Raw genomic sequence first — 18,799 nt, 5'->3', positions numbered from 1 at the left:
ACACCTCCTTTGGGAGGCCGACTTCGACCTGGGCCTTTTGGAAAAGCGCGCCAGCGATCCGGCCGCCGCCAAAGCCCGCTTCGCGCAGGCCAAGGCGAGCCTCGAGGCCCTGCTGCCGCAGCTCCCCGAGGGCCAGAGACAGAGCTATTTGCGAGACCGTAAACTGGAAAAAATCCTGGAGGCCATGGAGGACCTATGACCCTGACCGATTCCAAGCTCGACACCCCCACTTACGAGAAGATCTTCGAGATCTCCAAGCGCATCCTCGCGCAGATGAACCTCGACCGCCTGCTCGACCTGATCCTCGACGAGGCGATCCAGCTCTCCGGCGCCGAGCGCGGCTTCGTCGTCCTCTTCAAGGAAGAGGGCATCGAGGTGCAGTCCGCGCGCAACATGGACAAGGAAAGCCTGAAGAAGGCCCGCGAGAAGGTCTCGACCTCGATCATCCGCGAGGTCACCCAGACCCGCAACGCCGTCCTGACGTTGGACGCCGGCGAAGAGGCCAAGCTCAAGGGGGCGGAGAGCGTGCACCGCATGAAGCTGCGCTCGGTCCTGGCCGTGCCGCTGAAGAGCGGCGACTCGATCCAGGGCGTCATCTACTTGGACAACCGCTTCGCCTCGGGCGTCTTCCAGGAAAACCACGCCCAAGTCGTCTCGGTCTTCGCCGACCAGGCCTCGCTGGCGATCAGCCACGCGCGGCTGCTCGAAGAGAACCGCCAACGCCAAAAGGAACTCGAGAACAACCAGAAGATGATCCTCCGGCTCAACAAGGCCCTCGAAGACCGCGTCGCCGACCAGGCCCAGGAGCTGGAGAAAGTGAAACTGCAATTAGAATCCCAACAAGACATCGAAGGCCCCCGCGCCGACCGTTACCAAGAGATCATCGGCGAGTCGCACGCCATGAAGGAAGTCCTCAAGACCCTCGACCGCATCATCGACTCGGACGTCACCGTCTACATCCACGGCGAATCGGGCACCGGCAAGGAGCTGATCGCCCGCGCCCTGCACTACAACGGCCCGCGCAAGGCGAAGATCTACGTCTCGACCAACTGCGCCTCCTACTCCGAAACTCTGCTCGAGTCCGAGCTCTTCGGCCACGTCCGCGGGGCTTTCACCGGGGCCGAGCGCGACAAGAAGGGCATGTTCGAATACGCCGACGGCGGCACCGTCTTCTTGGACGAGGTCGCCGACATGAGCCCAGGCATGCAGGCGAAGCTGCTGCGCGTCCTGCAGGAGGGCGAGATCCGGCCACTCGGCTCGAACAAGACCGTCAAGGTGAACGTCCGCATCATCTCGGCGACCAACAAGGACTTGGGCGAGCTGGTGAAGGAGGGAAAATTTCGCAAGGACCTCTTCTACCGCCTGAACGTCGTGCGCATCAATCTGCCGGCCCTGCGCGAGCGTAAGCCCGACATCCCGATGCTCGCCCAGCACTTCATGAAGAAGAACAAAATGGGCATCCCCGAAAACTTCCTTTCCATCGAGCCGGCGGCGGTCAAGGCGCTGATGACCTACGACTGGCCCGGCAACATCCGCGAGCTGGAAAACGAGATCAACCGCGCCCTCGTCATGGGCAAGGGCGAGATCACCAAGGAGCTGCTCTCGGAGAACGTCCGCGAAAAATACGAGTTCGAGGAAGAGATGATGCGCGACTTAAACCTCGACCGCCAGGTCTCCAACTTCGAGAAGCGCATCATCGACCGCGCCCTCCAGGAGTCCCAGGGCAACAAGGTCAAGGCCGCCAAGCTCTTGGGCATCTCCCGCTTCACCCTCCACCAAAAGATTCGGAACCTCGAGATCGAGCCGCCCAAGCGCCGCGTCACCCCCGAAGAGGTCGCGAGGGTCTTGAAAGAATGCAAGGGAAACAAGGCCTTAGCGGCCCGGAAGCTGGGGATCCAGCGCCAAACCCTGTATCATAAGCTCGACCGTTTCGGGCAAAAAGAGGTGGAAAATTCGTAATTTGACGCAATTTTTCCCCTTGGGGAGCCGATAATTGAAGGGAAGGCAACCCCAAGGGGTCGCGGCGTCGGGTCGCTGCGCAGGACAAGGGTTGGGGGCCTTATGGGATTTCACACCAAATCAATTACCAGCTTGATCGCGCTGGGTCTTTGCGCGGCCCTCCTTGCCTGCACAGGGGTCACTTCGGGCGGCGGAGCCGGAGGCGCGCCGACCTCGCCGATCTCGGGCGGACAGAACAGCCTCGACGGCGGGCCATCCGCGGACGGGGGCCTGCCCGGCGGCACAAGCGCCCAGGGCCAAGCGGTCCCCAGCACCCAGCAGAGCGAGCCGGGCGTCGGCGCCCCCTGCGTCATCCGCTTCGTCGCGAGCGTCCAAGTCACGCGCGGCGCCTACGAGACCTTTTGTCGCGAAAACAGCATGGCCGCGATGCGACTCAGAGCGGTGGAGGAAGTCCGCGGCGAAGATTCCACCACGATGGCTCCGCCGGAGGATCCCCCGCCCGGCCCCGAAGTCACCTTTACCTTCCGCGCCGACGGCGATATCGAGGATCGGAGCCTCAAGGTTCCGACTCATTGTGCGGAGGACGGTCGGTGGCGGACGACTCTCGGCAATTTGAGTTTCTTCACCATCCCACGGGGATTGCATTGTCCGAATTTCTCGGTGAAGGCCCAGGCCATTTGGAACCAAGGCGGCACTCCGTTGATAAGCCCGCTGTATAGCGGGTCGTCGCAGGCCCTTGAATACGACGAGGCTACCGAGACCTACCCCATTCCCTTGGGTATCGATTTGGGTCCGACGAAATATGACGCGGGAGGTGTTCTCATGCGAGCGACTCCATGACCCCACTGCGCCCTTCTGAAACCGCTCGCTTCTCGGGCTGGAAGTAGAGTCTTAATAATTTTATAGTGAATGTAAGGAATCGATTTTGATGCAACGAAAAATCTCATGGCCCCAGTTCCTCTCCGCCTTCGGCCTCTTGACCGTCCTGACCGCCTGCTCGGGCCTGGGCGGTCCGGGAGGCGGAGCCTCTTCGGCGGGCGGCGGCCCCGGCGGCATCCAGTCCCTCGACGGCGGCGGAAATAGCCTGGGCGGCGGCGGAGACCTCGCCGGAGGCGGTGGCGCCGTGCCCAGCACCCAGCAGAGCGAGCCGGGCATCGGCGGCCCCTGCGGGATGGGGATCCCCGTGCGGGTGCGCGTGATCGAGAACGGCTTCGTACGCAACTGCGACGGGAGCCTCGGGCCGAGGGCGGAATTCGCGGACGTCGTCTCCGGCGGCGTCGACGGCATGATGGCCAAGGCCCTGAGCCGCGGCGAAACCTTCGACCCCGGCAGCGCCGAGATGTACGACGAGCCCCTCGATTACAACCCCAAGGTGAAAGTGGATTTCGTGCCGGAGGCCGGAGGCTACTTCGAGAGGCACGAGACCGTCGACGCCTCCTGCCGGCCCGACGGGCTCTGGGAGGCCTGGGTCACCGTGCGCTGGGGCCACGCGGCGGACGGTCGGCTTTGCGCCGACTACCGGCTTTCCCTCTCGGCCTTCCTACGCTCGGCGGGAACGTATTTTTACAGCTCCGTCTTCCAAACCTCTTCCATGCCGCGCGAAGCTAGCGGCGATATCGCGCCGGTCCTCCTCGCCATTGATCGCGGTCGCACCGGCCCCTGATCCGATCGGTTCCGGGTAAAAAAAGGCAGGCCCGGAGAAACCCACCGAAATAGGACAAGGGGCTCGGCGGTCTCCCCGGGCTGCCAAGAAAACGTCGAAAAAATAGCGTGAAAAATTTAAAGAAAATCCCGGAGGCACCAGCCGCTTAGGACAAGGGGTGCGTCAGTGACCCCGGGATATGAGGAGATAAAAGCAGGAACCGTGCCAGAGACGAACGAAAGGCAAGATAAAAAAACTAATTATTTCAAATAGTTAAAAATTAGCAGCTCGTACAAAACTACGCTAAATAAGTATAAATTGTTTGAAAACAATTACAGAACTATAACTATATATAATTATTATGAATTATTAAAAGGCAGGCTTTAAATATTTCTGACTGAGATTGACAAACAATACACTCAGAGATGGTCCTCGACCTTCACCCCTTCTTTTTCAAAGAAGGTCTTGAGCTTGGCCTTGATGCGCTCTTCCAGCTGCCGAGCGCGCTCGCGGCTGATGCCGTACTGGTCGGCGATGGCCTGGAGGGTAAGCGGGACCTCCGACAAGAGGCGTTCCCGAAAGATCTTGGCCTCGCGCTCGTTGAGCGTCTTGGCGAAATCGCGAAGCTTGACCTCGAGGACGTCTTTGAAGGCCGCTTGATCGAGGGTCTCCTCGATCGGCGGCGTCTCGGCCTCGAGTAGGTCGATGTGCCGCTTGTCGTCGTCCTCGCGAATCGTGGCGTCGAGCGAGAGATCGCTGTGGCCGAGACGCTGCTGCATCTCCTCGACCTCTTCCGGCTTCACCTCCATCGCCGCCGCCAGCTCCTTGACGCCGGGGTTGAAGCCCTGCTTCTCGAGCCTCTCTTTTTCCTTCATCAGGTTGAAGAAGATGCGGCGCTGGGCCTGCGTGGTGCCGATCTTGATGAGGCGGAAATTGTCCAGGATGTGTTTCAGGATGTAGGAGCGGATCCACCAACTCGCGTAGTGGCTGAGGCGCGCGCCCTTGTCGGGATCGAAGCTCTTTACCGCGCGCATCAGGCCCAGGTTGCCTTCCTGGATCAGGTCGAGGAGATTGCCGTAGGCGGTGCGGTACTCGGAGGCGATCTTGACGACGAGGCGCAGGTGCGAGGTCACCAGCTTGCGCGCGGCCTCGCGGTCGCCGGTTTCTTGGAAGGCCAATGCCAGCTCGCGCTCTTCCTTGGGCGAGAGAAAGGGATAGCGGCTGATCTCTTGAACGTAACGCTTGAGCGGGTCGACCGGCTCCAGCGGGCGGTGGGTGGAGACGGCGGGCAGCTTTTGCTTAGCGAGAGACATCGGAAGTTTCCCTTTCGGCGAGGGCGATGTGGCGCACGCCCTCCCCCTCTTTACTGAAGCTCAGGCGGAATTGGCAATAAGGGATTATCTTTTCCATCCGCTCCGGCCACTCGACCAAGGCGACGGCGCCGGGGGCGAGGATCTCGTCCCAGGCCAGCTCCTCGGCCTCGCGGGCGTCCCGCATGCGGTAGAGATCGACGTGGTAGATGGGGCCCTCGCCGCGGTACTCTTCGACGAGGGTGAAGGTCGGCGACGGGATCTCCGCGGGCTCGACGCCGCTCAACGCGGAGATGACGCCCTTGGCGAAACAGGTCTTGCCGCTGCCGAGATCGCCCTGCAGCGCCACCGCGCCGCCGGCGCGCAGGCGGGCGGCAAAGCGGGCCGCCAAGGCGAGGGTCTCTTCGACGGAATGGGAGAGCCAAATTGTTTCTTTGGTGGTACTCACGACATCATCCGAATTCATTTCGTAACGCCGCCATCGACGCCAAATCCGTAGGGGCCGTTCGCGTTTGTCCTCCGAAGGAGGGAACGGCCCCTACGGAGGGGGCACCGACACAAAATAGCGCCGATCACGACCGACCTTCTTCAATATCCATCAACCACAAAATTCCCATACCACCTTAGGAATCTCCTTGGCGATATCCGACGCGAGGGTCCCCCGGTCGCCCAGCCGTTCGGCCAGGCGATCGCCTGCCAGGCCGTGCAGGAAGACCGCGATGGGCACGGCAGCTTCGGGTCTGAATCCCTGGGCCAAGAGCCCCGCGATGACGCCTGTCAAGACGTCGCCGCTCCCGGCGGTGGCGAGGTTGGGGCCGCCGCTGGAGTTGATCCAAAGCCTTCCCGCGGGGCTCGCGATCGCCGTGCGGTAGCCTTTCAAGACCACCCAGCATTTATTTTGCCGTGCAAAACCCTTGGCCGCGGCGAGGGGATCCGCGCGGATCGCGGCGACGCTTTTGCCGGACAGGCGGGACATCTCCAAAGGGTGCGGCGTCACGATCGTCCCGCGCAGGCGCGTCGCCAAACCCCGGCTCCCGGCGAGGTTGTTGAGCGCGTCCGCGTCCAGCACCGTCGGCGGGCGCCGCGCGGCCAGCAATTCCCCCAAAAAACGCCGCGAACCTTCGCCCTGCCCCAACCCCGGCCCGACGGCCAGGGCCTGAAAACGCCGCATCGGGGCCCGCAGGGCCGGAAAGGAGTCCGTCCCAAATTTGCCTTCCCGGCCGGGCACCGGCAAAAGAATTACTTCCGGAAATCGCAGGTCGATCCGGCGGTAGGCCTCCTTCGGAAGCGCCCAGGTCACCAGCCCCGCCCCGGAGCGCAGGGCGGCGACGGCGCTGAGATAACCCGCGCCCGGCATCTCGCGCGAACCGGCGACCACCAAGACGCGGCCGGCGTCGCCCTTATGGGCACCGCGGAAGCGCGGACGCCAGTGCCGGCGGAGATAGTCGACGTCCACCCACTCGGCGGCGCTGGCCATGCGATTTAGCTCGATGCGGCTCAGGCCGATCGAACGCACGGCGAGGCGTCCGACAAAGTCCCAGGCCGGCGGCAGGACCTGCCCCCACTTCGGCGACTCGAAGGTCACCGTCAGGTCGGCGCGAAAGGCCGTCCCCATCGCCTCGCCCGTGTCCGCCGAGATCCCGCTGGGGATGTCCACCGCCAGCTTATAGCCGGGGGCGCGGTTCATCGCCGCAATCGCCGCGGCGTAGCGGCCCGTCACCGGACGCTTGAGGCCGATCCCGAAGACGGCATCGACCACCAGGTCGGCGCGGCGCAGCGCCGCGACCATGGCACGCTGCGGACGGATCAGATCCCTGACTTGCCCGTGGAAGTAACGCGCCTCCTCGGAAAGCTCCGCCTCGCTTCCCAAAAAAAACACTTCCATCTCGAATTTTTTCGGCCGCAGCAAGGCCGCGACGGCGAAACCGTCCCCGCCGTTGTTACCGGGCCCGCAGACGACGGCGATGCGCCGGAGCTTTTTGGGAAGACGCAAGGCGAGGATCTCGTCGCAGCAGGCCCGGGCGGCGTTGCGCATCAGGAGCCGCGCGGAAATCCCGTGCCTTCGAATCGAAAGCCGGTCGAGACGGGCCATCTGCGCTCCGCTGAGGATCTTCATGCGACGAGGGCCTTCATCTCGCGCACCGCGCGATCCCAGCCCACCAGGACCGCATGGGCGACGATGCTGTGGCCGATGTTGTACTCCTCGATCTCGGGGATCTTCTTCACGGGCAGGATGTTCTCGTAGTTGAGGCCGTGGCCGGCGGCCACGAAGAAGCCGAGCTCCTTGGCGAGGCGGGCGGCCTCGCTCAGCCGCTTCAACTCGGGGCCGCGGCGCTCCGCCGGAACCTCGCAATAGGCCCCTGTGTGCAGCTCGACCGAGTCGGCGCCCAGCTCGCGGCTGCAGCGCAGCTGATCGGCTTCAGGGTCGACGAAGAGCGAGACGAAAAGCCCGGACTGCCTAAGTTTCGCGACCATCGGGGCCAAGACGGCGCGATGGGCGAGAACGTCCAGGCCGCCCTCGGTGGTGAGCTCTTCCCGGCGCTCGGGCACGAGGGTGATCTTCGCCGGGCGATATTTTAGCGCAAAGTCCTCCATCTCGGCGGTCGCGGCCATCTCGAGGTTGACGGGGATCGACACCGCCTTCAAAAGATTGGGGACGTCTGCGTCCTGGATGTGGCGCCGGTCCTCGCGCAGGTGGCAGGTGATCTGGTCGGCGCCGGCGTCCTGGGCCATCCGCGCCGCCGTGATGGGGTCGGGATAGGAGATGCGCCGGGCCTGGCGCAGGGTCGCGATGTGGTCGATGTTCACGCCGAGCAGGGCCATGGGAAATTCCTCACGCGCGGCCCAGGGCCTTTTCGGTCTCGGCCTTGAGGTCCTGCGCGAATTTTTCAATCTGCCTCTGGTCCTCGCCCTCGAGCATGATCCGAAGCAAGGGCTCGGTGCCGCTGTAACGGAGCAGGAGCCTCCCCTTCTCGCCCAAGGTCTTTTCAATGTCCTGTTGGAGTCGCAGCACCTCGGGGACCTGGTGCAGGTCCTTTTTCTGCCGAACGCGGACGTTCAGGAGGACCTGGGGAAATACCTCCATGCAGTCGGCGACCTGGGAAAGCTTGGCCCCCTTCCGCACCAGGATGGACAGCACCTGCAGGGCGGCGAGGATTCCATCGCCTGTAGTGCTGTAATCCGAAAAGATCAGGTGGCCGGACTGCTCGCCCCCGAAGTTGTAATGGTGGCGGCGCATCGCCTCGATGATATAGCGGTCCCCGACCTGCACGCGCTGCAGTTTCAGGCCCCAGCGCTTGAGCGCGATCTCGAGGCCCAAGTTGCTCATGACGGTCGCGACCACCGTATCCTGCGCAAGGGCCTTCCGTTCCTGCAGGTCGCGGGCGCAGAGCGCCATCAGGACGTCGCCGTGCAGGATCTCGCCGCGCTCGTCGACCAAGATCAGGCGGTCGGCGTCGCCGTCCAGCCCCACGCCCAGATCGGCCCCCTCCGCCTTCACCCGTTCGCGCAGCGACTCGGGATGGAGGGCGCCGCAGGCCTCGTTGATGTTGGTGCCGTTGGGCGCCACTCCCAAGGCGACCACCTCGGCGCCAAGCTCCTCGAAGACGGTTGGCGCCACCCGGTAGGCCGCGCCGTGGGCGCAGTCGACGACGACCTTGAGCCCCTCCAGCGTCAATTCCTTCGGGAAGGTTCCCTTGAGGTATTCGATGTAGCGCCCAGCGGCGTCGTCGACGCGGTAGGCGCGCCCCACCTCGCCGTGCGTGGGCCCCCGCTTCAGGGCCTCGCCGTCCAGCATGGCCTCGAGCTGGGTCTCGACCTCGTCGGGCAGCTTGAAGCCGTCGTGGTCGAAAAACTTGATCCCGTTGTCGTAGTACGGATTGTGGCTGGCGCTGATCATCACGCCGGCGGCGGCGCGCATCGCCTGGGTGATGAAGGCGATCCCCGGCGTCGGCAACGGCCCGAGAAAGATCGCCTCGCCGCCCATCGAGCAGATGCCGGAGGAGAGCGCGTTCTCGATCATGTAGCCCGAGAGCCGCGTGTCCTTGCCGATCACGATGCGGTTCTTGCGGCTCTTCCCCAAAAAGTAGCGCGCGAGGGCGCGGCCCAGGGCCAGGGCGGTCTCGGGATCCATCGGGGCCTGGTTGGCGAGGCCGCGGACGCCGTCGGTGCCGAAGATTTTTCGGGTCATCGCGATTTTCTCCAATAAAAAAAGAAATCCCGCCTCGAAGGATGCCTCAGTCCAGGTATGGCGAGCTCCCCTTCCGCCCTCTTGTCAAAACACCCGGGCGGACGAGGGTCTCCTCCTCAATCTATTGAAAACTCGGATTTTTGCAAGGCTTGTAAAAAGTCACGCGCGGCGGCGACGTCGTGCACCCGCAAGAGGCGGGCGCCTTGTCCGATCGCGGTCCCAGCCGCCTCGAGCCCCGCCTTCAACAGCTCCGCCGGATCGTCGCCGACCCGTTCCCGCAGCATCCGCTTGCGCGAGAGGCCCACCAAGATGGGGCGGCCCAGCTCGGTAAGCCGGGATAAACCCTCCAACAAGATCCAATTTTGCTCGGGGGTCTTGGCGAAGCCGAATCCGGGATCGACGCAGACCCGCTCGGCGGCGATGCCGGCCTGCAGGGCGCGGTCGAGTCCGAGCCGCAGCTCGGCGGCGACCTCGCCGACGACATCCCGGTACTCCGCCAGCGAGGCCATGCCGGCGGGCTCTCCGCGGGAATGCATGAGGACGTAACCGGCGCCGGCCGCGGCGACGGTCTTCAACAATTCCGGATCCCGCGCACAGGAGACGTCGTTGACGACGGAGACCCCGGCCTCCAGCGCGCGGCGCGCGGTCTCGGCGTTTCGGGTGTCCACGGAAATCGGCGGCGCGGGCGCAGAGTTCAGGGCCTTCAGCACGGGCTCCAGCCGTCGCCACTCCTCCTCGGGCGGCACCGGCGTCGCGCCGGGCCGGGAGGATTCGCCGCCGACGTCGATCAGATCGGCGCCTTCCGCGATCAAGGCCCGAGCGCGCTCGAGGGCCCGCTTTGGATCGAGGTATTTTCCGCCGTCGGAAAAGGAATCGGGCGTGACGTTGAGGACACCCATCACCTTGGGATGTTCCAAGGAAAGGGTAGAGAACCGCAATGTCCAGTAAGGCGTGGCCAAGGTCAGGCTTTGCTGGGATGCGCGGGCACGTGGGGCGCGATCGTCACGCCCTCCTTGCCGGGCGCGCTGGGCGCCTTGGCGGCGGTGCCGCGCCGGCCGCCCAAGGGAACGCTGGGCTTGACGGGCGCCAGCTTCTCACCGCGGATCACCTGATTGATCTCTTCGGAGGTCAGGGTCTCGCGCTCGAGCAGGGCCTCGGCCAGGGCGTGCAGCTCGGTGAGGTGGTTTTTCAGCAAGTCCTTGGCGCGCTCGTAGTTGCGGGTGACGATGTCGCGGACCTCGTGGTCGATCTCGGCCGCCGTGCGCTCGCTGTAATCCTGGTGCTGGGCGAACTCGCGCCCCAGGAAGATCGCCTCTTCCTTTTTGCCGAAGGCCAGGGGACCGAGCTTCTCGCTCATCCCCCACTCGCAGACCATCTTGCGCGCCAAGTCGGTGGCCTTCTCGATGTCGTTGCCGGCCCCCGTGGTCTTCTGCCCGAAGATCAGCTCTTCGGCGAGGCGGCCGCCCATCAGGATGGCGATCATGTTCTCGGCGTAGTCCTTGCTGTGCGAATGTTTCTCTTCCTCGGGCAGCTGTTGAGTCAGTCCCAGGGCCATCCCACGAGGGATGATCGTGACCTTGTGGACGGGCTCGGTGCCGGGAATGAGGCGCGCAACGAGGGTGTGGCCCGCCTCGTGGTAGGCCGTGGTTTTCTTCTCCTCGTCGCTGATGATCATGCTGCGGCGCTCGCTGCCCATCAGGACCTTGTCCTTGGCCATCTCGAAGTCGCCCATGTCTACGACCTTCTTGTCGCGGCGGGCGGCGTAGAGCGCGGCCTCGTTGACCAGATTTTCGAGGTCGGCGCCGCAGAAGCCTGGCGTACCCCGCGCGAGGACCATCAGGTCGACGTCGCGGGAGATGGGCACCTTGCGGGTGTGGATGCGCAGGATCTCCTCGCGGCCCTTCAAGTCGGGGCGCGGCACCACGATGCGGCGGTCGAAACGGCCGGGGCGCAGCAACGCGGGGTCGAGGACGTCGGGGCGGTTGGTCGCGGCGACCAAAATGACGCCCTCGTTGGACTCGAAGCCGTCCATCTCGACCAGCAATTGATTGAGCGTCTGCTCGCGCTCGTCGTGGCCGCCGCCCAGGCCGGCGCCGCGATGGCGGCCGACGGCATCGATCTCGTCGATGAAGATGATGCAGGGCGCGTGCTTCTTGCCCTGCTCGAAAAGGTCGCGGACGCGGGAGGCGCCGACGCCGACGAACATCTCGACGAAGTCGCTGCCGGAGATGCTGAAGAAGGGAACGCCGGCCTCGCCGGCGATGGCCCGCGCCAGCAGCGTCTTGCCTGTGCCCGGCGGGCCCATCAGCAGGACGCCCTTGGGGATGCGCCCGCCCAGCTTGGTGAACTTCTTCGGATCCTTCAAAAAGTCGATGATCTCCTCGACCTCGTCCTTCGCCTCTTCGACGCCGGCGACGTCTTCGAAGGTGACGCGCTTCTGCGATTCGCTCATCAGGCGGGCGCGGCTCTTGCCGAAGCTTAAGGCCTTGCCCCCGCCGATCTGGATCTGGCGCATGAAGAAAAAGAAGAAGCCGAAGAGCAGCAGCATGGGCATCCACGAGATGAGGATCTGCTGCCACATCGGGGTCTCTTTGGGTTTTTCATAACGGATCTGCGCGTCGGACTTGGCGAAGATCTCGAAGGCCTTGTCGCTGTTCACGGGGCCCAAGGTCTCGAAGTAGCTGCCGTCCTTATAGCTGTCCTTGAATTTGCCCTGGTACTCGTCCTCGCGGATGATGATCGACTCGACCTGCTTCTGCTCGACCGCCGAGAGGAACTCGCTAAAACTCACTTTATTTCGCAGGGTTGGGGTAGCCTTAAAAAAGTGAAGGATGGAGATCGAGAGCAGGATGATGACTATCCAAAGGGCGATCGTTTTGTGCGACTGTTTCACCGTGAACCTCTTAAATCATGCAGCTTCACAACCCTAACATAGGGATTTTCGGGGTGGCAACCCAGATTTCGGGAAAGATTTGGGATTTCGAAGGCTTTTTCGCCTAAACCGCCCCGCTGCCGCGCCGACGCCCGGACCCAGGCCTCAGCCGAGTCGAACGACGCCTCAAGACCAGTTTTTGCGGGTTCAACTGGACCCAATACCCGCCCTTGAGCGGCAACTCGAATCCCTTGGCGGCCTCCTCCATGCCCGCGAGCAAGGGGGGGAGGATCTTGCCGAAGGCCTGCTCGCGGCCCGTCCGGCTTCGCAGCCAGGCCTCCAGGATGGCCGCCCGCAGGGCCCGCGGCAAGCGCTTAAGGGCGCGGGCGTCGAGGGCGGCGGGCCCGGTCGCGCTTCCCCGGGCGGCCCGTCGCAGCCAATCTTGGGCCAGGCCCTCCAAGGCCGCGGCGGCCTGCCCGGCGCGTGCCCCGAAGGCGGCGAGCGCCTCTTGAATCCTCGGATTTTCCTCGGCCATCCGCGGCAGGATCCGATGCCGGATCCGGTTGCGCAAGTAATCGTCCCCGTCGTTGGAGCGGTCGTGGTGAAAGCTGAGGCGATGGACCCGGGCATAGACCTCCAGGGCCTCCCGAGGCACCTCGAGAAAGGGCCGGAAGACCCAGAGCCCCCCGATCTCCTCCAGCTCGTCCATGCCCCGCAGCCCCTTGAGACCCGCGCCGCGCAGCAGGCGGGCCAGGACCGTTTCAGCCTGGTCGCCCTGGTGGTGGGCCATCCAAACCAGGCCGCGATTGCCCGGCTGGGCGGCGAGCAGGCTTCGGAAGAAGGCCAGGCGGCGCTCCCGGGCCCAGGCCTGGAGATTGGCGGGCTTCGCCCGGGCGCGCAGCCGCAGCACCCGGATGGGGACCCCTTCCCGCTTGGCCCATTCTCGAAGCAAGGCCTCTTCGCGATCGGAGTCCGGGACGCGAAGGCGGTAATTGACGTGGGCGAAATGCAGGGCTGGCAGGCGGGGGCGCAGCCGCAGGGCGACCGCGGCCAACACGGTCGAATCCAGCCCGCCCGAGACCGCAATCCAGACCGGCAGCTCCCGCAGTGTCTTCGGCAGCGCGAGGTAGCGGCTCATCAACTTTTTTGGCAGGTCAACGCGTGGCACTCGTTTGGAATCCGATCCAAGTCTCGTAGAGGATCAATCCCGCCGGCACGAAGAAAAAGACAAACAGCCCCAACCCGCCGACGGTGAAAAGCGAGGCCGCATGAGGGGAATAATAGCGCAGCAGGAAGGGCGCGGCATTATAAATCAGGATGGAAAGCGTCCCGCCGGCAACCAGAGCCCGCTTCCATCCCGCCTTCAGCGGCGTGAAGTGCAGTCCCAGCCAAACCGAAAGAAAGACAAGCGGCATGGTGAAGCTGTGGACGTGGGCGGTCTGTAAAAGCTGGGGGTAGAGCTTGGGCATCTGCATGCCGCCGCTCGCCTCGTCGCCGAGGTAGTAGACCACGGTCTGCTCGTGGCTGAGACCGTAGTGCTGGCGGCTCATCAGGCCGGCGACGCCGAAGGCGACGGAGGTCAAGAGCAGGTAGGCCGTGACCGCCCACTTAAGACCGCCGTTCTGTCGATGAAGCCTAGGACTTTCCATAGAAGATCTGCCACAGGACCAGGGCCCGCTTTACGCCCACGACCAAGGCGTGGGCGGAGAGCGTCGCGCCCGAGATGTTGACGATGTCGCCGTGCAGGCGCAGCTCGTTGTTGAGGTCCTTCTGCCTGAACTGGTTGAGGAAGCGCCGGGAGGCCACCTCCCCGCCGTGGCTCTCGCGATACACCATCACCTCGACGGCGTCCACCCGGCCTTCCGGGCTGATCTTGGTGACGAAGGTGATCGGCTGGACCTTGCCAACCTGCTCGTCGATCACCGCGTAACCGTCGACGCGGCCCTCCGTCTTGCCGACGTAGAAGGCGTAACGGTCCTTGGGAAGCTCGTATTTGAGCTCCGCCTCGGCCTTGCGGCGCACCTCGTCGGTGACGGGGTGGTCTTCCTTCAAGACCTCCTGAGAGTTTTTGAAAATCAGTTTAAGGGCCTCGGCGGGCTTCAGATAGACGGTGGTCTGGGCCAGGCCCACCCCTTCTGCGCCGAGCAGCGCGGCCAGCGCGAGGATGGCTGAAAATAATTTTCTCATCAAGAACACGGGACTCCTTGCTTGCCCCAATTAGCCCGACAAGTCAAACGGTCCGAGGGTCGGGCCGAGGCCGGGGCCCACATCCCCGAAATAAGACCCGCCGCAAGGCCCGGCAGCGTTCGCCCGGCATTGCGGCGGGTTCCTGGAAAAAATCCCGGATCGAAACGGCCCGGGGAGAAAACTTAAAATCCGAAGGCCGCTCCAAACATGAAGGCGTGGTTCTTGTCGTCGGGCGTCGGCAGGTAATTCGTTACCGAGGCCAGGGACTGCCCCTTGTTGGTCTGGGTGTACTCGTAGGCCAGCTGGAAAACTGCGAGGGGATTCAGGCGGAAGGCCAAGCCCGCGGTAACGCGGTCGACGCGTCTGTTCTGCGTGGTGAAAGTGGTCAACACGCCGTTCGTAACCGTGGCGTCGGTGATCAAGCCGCGCAGGAAGGCCTGCTCCCAGCGCACGATGGGGATCAGCTGTGGGTCGGAAAAATGGCGGCCGAACCAGGACTGGGTCAGCCATTGCGGTCGGAAGTGGTAGCGCAGCTCGATCCAATAGCCGTGCTTGGTGCTGGCCAAGGCACCCGGCTCGAACTTGGTTTCGAGCTCGATGCCAGGATTGTCTTCGATCTCGGCCTCGACCTCGGAGTTGAAGACCATGCCGCCCAAATCGGCCATCACGTCCTGCAGGCCGTCGAAGTGGGTCAGGACATACTGGGCCTCGATGTCGAAGTTTCCGAAAGTAGAAAGCCAATCGAAGCCGAAGACGGTCAGTTTGCGGTCGATCACAAAGCCGGGCGTATAACGCCCCCAGTAGCCGGAGAGGCCGATCTCATGACCCAGGACCGGGCTGAAGGCGATGCGGCCAGTAACAGCCTTGGCGTCTTTGACGTCCTGCGAGAAAGTGCCGGTATTGATGTCGAGTACGGCCTCGAATTCGACTTTATTAGTGTCGCCCGGCCGGGTTTCGATCTTTTCCTCGAACTGCGCGTCCAGGGTGACGCCGTTGACGACGTAAATCTGATAGTCGAGCTTGGATTTCTCGCCCAACTCGATGTCGCCGTTCAGACCGAAGCCCAGCTCGTCCCAAGCCGAGGTGGTGGGCAAGACGGGAACGCCGCGGTCGACGAGCGAGCGCCTCGGCAGGTTCCAAACGTTGTCGTCGTGGTTGATGTTGAAGCGCCCGATCGGTACCAGGACGCCGCCGCCGCGCAGGCGGATGTAATTGGCGAACTCCAACTCGAACCAGGCTTGCTCCATTGCGATTTCGGAGCTGTTGGTGCCTTCGATCTCCTGCTTGACGTCGACCCCTCCATCGCTACGGGGTGTGAACTCCTTCTCGAGCTCGATCTTGCGAAAGCGCTCGAATTCCAGCTCGGAGTAGATGCGGAATCGGGAGGCGATCTTGGCGTCGGTGGTTAAGACGAAGCGGCGGAAGGTGAAGGTGTCCTTGGGGCCCGAGGCGGAATCGGCCTCGAAGCGAATCGACCCGTAGCCGCCCAGCTTGAAATAGGTCCTGTCGTTGCCGAACTTCGCCAGCGGCTTGTCCCCATAGCGGCTGTCGGTGGGCTTCGACTCCGTCTCCTCGGGGTTGAACTTAAGCTCGGGCTCGGCCGCCCAGGCCGGGGCGCCCTGCCCCAGGCAATAAAGGAGCGCCGCCGCTCCCAGGATCCACTTTTTCATCGGTCATCTCCCATTTCTGAAAATGAAAATTGATTTCATTAATGAGGTGGGTGGATAATCGACGACGCCGCGAGGCGTCAAGAGAAATTTTCCAAATAAATGGCCTAATTCCTCTTAGCACTTGTTGGAAAGGGTGCCTTTCGAAGATTGATTGAAATTCTATTTCAATGGCATTAGGTCTGGGGCATGCCTCGAATCGCCTTGCTCCTGGCCCTGGCGGCCTGCCTGGGTTGCGCCCCCCGCGAGATCACCCTTACCCGCTCCCGCCTCTTGATGGGGCACGTCCCCGTCAACTTGAGCCTGCGCTGCCCCGCCGCCGAACAGGACCGGGCGTTGACGGAAAGCGAGGCGGCCTTCCAACTGGCCCGGGAGATCGAGGCCAAGATCAGCGAGTGGCAGCCGGCTTCGGAGCTGAGCTGCCTCAACCGCAAGGCCGGCCGCGGCGACTGCCCGCTGAGCGAGACCACGCGCGCCTTGCTGGAGCTTTCGCTAGCCCTCAGCCGCCAAACCGACGGCGCTTTCGATATCCGGTTCGCCTCCCCTTCCCGGGCCGGGCAAGAGGGCGAGATCCGCCTGGCGGAAGGCCGCGGCTCCCTCCCCCACCCTGAGACACGGCTGGGCGTGGGGGCCATCGGCAAGGGCTGGATCGTCGACGCCATGTTGGACTACTTGCAAGGCCGAGGCTACGCCGCCGCGATCATCGACGCTGGAGGAGACTTGCGTGCCCTGGGCGGACCTTGGAAGATCGCCATCCAGGTGCCGGAGGGCGCGCCCGGCCGGATCACCGCCGCGCGCGCAATCCGCGACCGCGCGCTCGCCACCTCCGGCCTCTACGAGCAGGGGCCGCACATCCTCGACCCCTTCACCCGGCGCCCCGTCGTCCGCCGCGGCAGCGTGAGCGTCGAGGCCCCGCGGCTCGCCGAGGCCGATGCGCTGGCCACCGCCTTCTTCGTCCTGGGCGAGGCGAAGAGTCGCGACTATTTGCCGAAATTTCCGGGTGTAAAAATGTATTGGACCGATCCGGATGGAAGCGTTCGAGCCTATTCGGCCGAAGGGGGCGCGGTTCAAGCGCTCAAGTAAAGGGTGAGCCGATAGGTGACGAAGGAGGCCAAATAAGCCAGGCCGGTAAGGTAAAGAAATAGGACCGCGGGCCACTTCCACGAATTGGTCTCACGGCGCACCACGGCCAGGGTCGAAAAGCATTGCATGGCGAAGACGAAATAGACGAGGAGACTCAATCCCGTCGCCAGGCTCCAGCGGCGTTGCAGAATCTGGCCCAAGGCGTCATCTCCCACCGCCGCCCCGCCGTCCTCCACCGAATAGACTGTCGCGAGGGTCCCGACGATCACTTCCCGTGCGGCCATTCCCGTCAAGAGGCCGATGCCGATCGACCAGTCGAAGCCGATGGGACGGATAACCGGCTCGATGACGTGTCCGATGCGGCCCGCCAGGCTATAGGTGATGGCCGGCCGCGAAGAATCCGCGTCGGCGGGCGGCTTGGGATAGGAGGAGAGGAACCAAATCGCCACCGAAACGGCCAGAATGACGGTTCCGGCCCGGCGCAGGAAGAGCCGGGCCCGCTCCCACATGCCGATTAGGACATTGCGGAGGCTGGGCCATTTGTAAGTCGGCAATTCCAGCAGGAAGGTCGGGGTCGGCCCGCGAAACACGGCCTTCTTGAAGATCCAGGCTACGATCAGGCCCGTGACCAGGCCCAGGGCGTAGAGTCCCAACATCACCAGCCCTTGCAGGCGAAAGGGCCCCCAGACGACGCTGTTGGGAATGAAGGCCGAAATCAGTAGGGTGTAGACCGGCAGTCGCGCCGAGCAGGCCATCAGCGGGGAAATCAAGATAGTGGTCAGTCGGTCCCGGGGATTTTCGATGGTGCGCGCCGCCATGATGCCGGGGATCGCGCAGGCGAAGGAGCTGAGCAGGGGGATGAAGGCGCGGCCGTGCAGTCCCACCCGTCCCATCTGGCGGTCCATCAGGAAAGCGGCGCGGGCCATGTAGCCGGAATCCTCGAGCAACAGGATGAAAAAGAAGATCATCAGGATCTGCGGGAGGAAGACGACCACCGATCCCACCCCGGCCAGAACGCCGTCGATGAGCAGGTTTTGCAGCCATCCTTGGGGAAGCAGGGCGCGCAATCCTTCGGAGAGCAGCCCGATGCCCCGCTCGATCAGGTCCATGGGGTAGCTCGCCCAATTAAAGATGCTCTGAAAGACGAAGGTCAGGATGGCGACGAGCAGCAGCGATCCCCAGAGCGGGTGCAGGACGGCGCGATCGATCCGGTCGGTCCAGCGGGCCGGCTTTAAATGACCGGCATTGGCGCGGTTTAGGATGCGGTCGATCTCGCGGTAGCGCGCCCGCACCTCCTCCGGACTGTGGCGCGGCAGAGTCCAGGTATGCTCCGGAAAGGTCTGCGTCAGAGGCCTCGGCTTTTTCCCCACTCGACGCAGCATTTCCTCCAACAGCGGGTCCAGGCCTTCCTTTTTGACCGCGACGACGGGAAAAACCGGCATGCCCAACTCCCGCGACAGCGTCTCCAGGTCGATGGCGAGGCCGCGGCTCCGGGCAAGGTCCATCATGTTGAGGACCAGCACCATGGGGAAGCCCAACTCTTTCAATTCGAGAACTAGGCTCAGGCTGCGCTCGAGATTGGTGGCGTCCGCCACCGCCACCAAGAGATCGGGGGGCGCGCCTTCGATCTTCCGCGTCAGCAGGACGCCGCGGGTCACGGCCTCATCGAGGGTGTTCGCGTCGAGGGTGTAGGTGCCGGGCAGGTCGAGGATTTTGAGCCGATGGCCGCCGGGCCGCTCGATGCTGCCTTCCTTGCGCTCGACGGTGACGCCCGGATAGTTGCCGACGCGCTGCCGGCCGCCGGTCAAGGCGTTGAACAGGCTGGTTTTCCCGGAATTGGGGGAGCCTACCAGGGCGACGTAGGGTTGGGACAATTCGGAGACGCTCACG

Annotated in this window: 16 protein-coding genes; 4 read left to right on the top strand and 12 right to left on the bottom strand. The window is 63.9% G+C overall.

All coding sequences use genetic code 11. The features are described from left to right. The first annotated feature begins 195 nt into the window (after nt 1-195). The 3 genes from FBR05_05965 (at nt 196) to FBR05_05955 (ending at nt 3,622) form a co-directional block, all read left to right on the top strand. Nucleotides 196-1,959: a GAF domain-containing protein gene (locus FBR05_05965; protein ID MDL1871733.1), complete on the top strand. Its 1,764-nt coding sequence runs from the start codon at nt 196-198 to the stop codon at nt 1,957-1,959. Nucleotides 1,960-2,061: 102 nt separating this feature from the next. Then, nucleotides 2,062-2,799 (top strand): hypothetical protein, encoded by a 738-nt coding sequence (locus tag FBR05_05960; protein ID MDL1871732.1) that lies wholly within the window; start codon nt 2,062-2,064, stop codon nt 2,797-2,799. 88 nt (nt 2,800-2,887) lie between these two features. Then, the gene (locus tag FBR05_05955) at nt 2,888-3,622 is read left to right on the top strand and encodes a hypothetical protein (protein MDL1871731.1); all 735 of its coding nucleotides are present in this window, start codon (nt 2,888-2,890) and stop codon (nt 3,620-3,622) included. 398 nt (nt 3,623-4,020) lie between these two features. On the opposite strand, the gene FBR05_05950 is transcribed toward FBR05_05955, so the two are convergent. The 11 genes from FBR05_05950 to FBR05_05900 all read right to left on the bottom strand — a co-directional run bounded on the left by FBR05_05950 (nt 4,021) and on the right by FBR05_05900 (nt 15,829). Continuing rightward, nucleotides 4,021-4,914 carry a sigma-70 family RNA polymerase sigma factor gene (locus FBR05_05950; GenBank protein MDL1871730.1) on the bottom strand — a complete coding sequence of 298 codons (894 nt, stop codon included), beginning with the start codon at nt 4,912-4,914 and terminating at the stop codon, nt 4,021-4,023. Next, nucleotides 4,901-5,377 carry a tRNA (adenosine(37)-N6)-threonylcarbamoyltransferase complex ATPase subunit type 1 TsaE gene (gene tsaE / locus FBR05_05945; protein ID MDL1871729.1) on the bottom strand — a complete coding sequence of 159 codons (477 nt, stop codon included), beginning with the start codon at nt 5,375-5,377 and terminating at the stop codon, nt 4,901-4,903. The genes FBR05_05950 and tsaE overlap by 14 nt, the downstream gene beginning before the upstream one ends. Before the next feature lie 132 nt (nt 5,378-5,509). Beyond that, the gene (locus FBR05_05940; protein ID MDL1871728.1) at nt 5,510-7,027 is read right to left on the bottom strand and encodes an NAD(P)H-hydrate dehydratase; all 1,518 of its coding nucleotides are present in this window, start codon (nt 7,025-7,027) and stop codon (nt 5,510-5,512) included. Then, a complete protein-coding gene (locus FBR05_05935) occupies nt 7,024-7,734 on the bottom strand; it encodes a pyridoxine 5'-phosphate synthase (GenBank protein MDL1871727.1) in 711 nt (236 codons plus the stop codon). The genes FBR05_05940 and FBR05_05935 overlap by 4 nt, the downstream gene beginning before the upstream one ends. Nucleotides 7,735-7,744: 10 nt before the next feature. Then, nucleotides 7,745-9,100, bottom strand: a complete 1,356-nt coding sequence (locus FBR05_05930; protein ID MDL1871726.1) for a phosphoglucosamine mutase — start codon at nt 9,098-9,100, stop codon at nt 7,745-7,747. Nucleotides 9,101-9,216: 116 nt separating this feature from the next. Next, nucleotides 9,217-9,999 (bottom strand): dihydropteroate synthase, encoded by a 783-nt coding sequence (gene folP, locus FBR05_05925; protein MDL1871725.1) that lies wholly within the window; start codon nt 9,997-9,999, stop codon nt 9,217-9,219. Between the two features lie 62 nt (nt 10,000-10,061). Next, nucleotides 10,062-11,993 carry an ATP-dependent metallopeptidase FtsH/Yme1/Tma family protein gene (locus FBR05_05920; protein MDL1871724.1) on the bottom strand — a complete coding sequence of 644 codons (1,932 nt, stop codon included), beginning with the start codon at nt 11,991-11,993 and terminating at the stop codon, nt 10,062-10,064. Between the two features lie 103 nt (nt 11,994-12,096). Then, entirely contained in the window at nt 12,097-13,110 is a 1,014-nt protein-coding gene (tilS, locus tag FBR05_05915) for a tRNA lysidine(34) synthetase TilS (protein ID MDL1871723.1), read from the bottom strand. A gap of 16 nt (nt 13,111-13,126) precedes the next feature. Beyond that, on the bottom strand, nt 13,127-13,621 hold the full coding sequence (locus FBR05_05910) for a hypothetical protein (GenBank protein MDL1871722.1): 495 nt from the start codon (nt 13,619-13,621) through the stop codon (nt 13,127-13,129). Then, the gene (locus FBR05_05905) at nt 13,608-14,159 is read right to left on the bottom strand and encodes an FMN-binding protein (protein ID MDL1871721.1); all 552 of its coding nucleotides are present in this window, start codon (nt 14,157-14,159) and stop codon (nt 13,608-13,610) included. The genes FBR05_05910 and FBR05_05905 overlap by 14 nt, the downstream gene beginning before the upstream one ends. Nucleotides 14,160-14,341: 182 nt before the next feature. Then, on the bottom strand, nt 14,342-15,829 hold the full coding sequence (locus FBR05_05900) for a hypothetical protein (protein ID MDL1871720.1): 1,488 nt from the start codon (nt 15,827-15,829) through the stop codon (nt 14,342-14,344). Nucleotides 15,830-16,015: 186 nt separating this feature from the next. Between FBR05_05900 and FBR05_05895 the strand changes: the two genes are divergently transcribed. Then, nucleotides 16,016-16,909, top strand: coding sequence for an FAD:protein FMN transferase (locus tag FBR05_05895; protein MDL1871719.1), 894 nt, complete (start codon nt 16,016-16,018; stop codon nt 16,907-16,909). On the opposite strand, the gene feoB is transcribed toward FBR05_05895, so the two are convergent. Continuing rightward, the gene (gene feoB / locus FBR05_05890; GenBank protein ID MDL1871718.1) at nt 16,894-18,798 is read right to left on the bottom strand and encodes a ferrous iron transport protein B; all 1,905 of its coding nucleotides are present in this window, start codon (nt 18,796-18,798) and stop codon (nt 16,894-16,896) included. The genes FBR05_05895 and feoB overlap by 16 nt on opposite strands. Nucleotide 18,799 lies beyond the last annotated feature (1 nt).

It is taken from the genome of Deltaproteobacteria bacterium PRO3, assembly GCA_030263375.1.
Classification (GTDB): Bacteria; UBA10199; UBA10199; order DSSB01; family DSSB01; genus DSSB01.
The sequence above is the reverse complement of the archived record's forward strand: the minus strand, read 5'-3'. Positions and strand labels throughout refer to the sequence as shown.

Excerpts from the sequence above, each read along its gene's own strand:
- FBR05_05965 (MDL1871733.1), top strand. The coding sequence starts at position 196 with ATGACCCTGACCGATTCCAAGCTCGACACCCCCACTTACGAGAAGATC.
- FBR05_05960 (MDL1871732.1), top strand. The coding sequence starts at position 2,062 with ATGGGATTTCACACCAAATCAATTACCAGCTTGATCGCGCTGGGTCTT.
- FBR05_05955 (MDL1871731.1), top strand. The coding sequence starts at position 2,888 with ATGCAACGAAAAATCTCATGGCCCCAGTTCCTCTCCGCCTTCGGCCTC.
- FBR05_05950 (MDL1871730.1), bottom strand. The coding sequence starts at position 4,914 with ATGTCTCTCGCTAAGCAAAAGCTGCCCGCCGTCTCCACCCACCGCCCG.
- tsaE (MDL1871729.1), bottom strand. The coding sequence starts at position 5,377 with ATGAATTCGGATGATGTCGTGAGTACCACCAAAGAAACAATTTGGCTC.
- FBR05_05940 (MDL1871728.1), bottom strand. The coding sequence starts at position 7,027 with ATGAAGATCCTCAGCGGAGCGCAGATGGCCCGTCTCGACCGGCTTTCG.
- FBR05_05935 (MDL1871727.1), bottom strand. The coding sequence starts at position 7,734 with ATGGCCCTGCTCGGCGTGAACATCGACCACATCGCGACCCTGCGCCAG.
- FBR05_05930 (MDL1871726.1), bottom strand. The coding sequence starts at position 9,100 with ATGACCCGAAAAATCTTCGGCACCGACGGCGTCCGCGGCCTCGCCAAC.
- folP (MDL1871725.1), bottom strand. The coding sequence starts at position 9,999 with ATGGGTGTCCTCAACGTCACGCCCGATTCCTTTTCCGACGGCGGAAAA.
- tilS (MDL1871723.1), bottom strand. The coding sequence starts at position 13,110 with ATGAGCCGCTACCTCGCGCTGCCGAAGACACTGCGGGAGCTGCCGGTC.
- FBR05_05910 (MDL1871722.1), bottom strand. The coding sequence starts at position 13,621 with ATGGAAAGTCCTAGGCTTCATCGACAGAACGGCGGTCTTAAGTGGGCG.
- FBR05_05905 (MDL1871721.1), bottom strand. The coding sequence starts at position 14,159 with ATGAGAAAATTATTTTCAGCCATCCTCGCGCTGGCCGCGCTGCTCGGC.
- FBR05_05900 (MDL1871720.1), bottom strand. The coding sequence starts at position 15,829 with ATGAAAAAGTGGATCCTGGGAGCGGCGGCGCTCCTTTATTGCCTGGGG.
- FBR05_05895 (MDL1871719.1), top strand. The coding sequence starts at position 16,016 with ATGCCTCGAATCGCCTTGCTCCTGGCCCTGGCGGCCTGCCTGGGTTGC.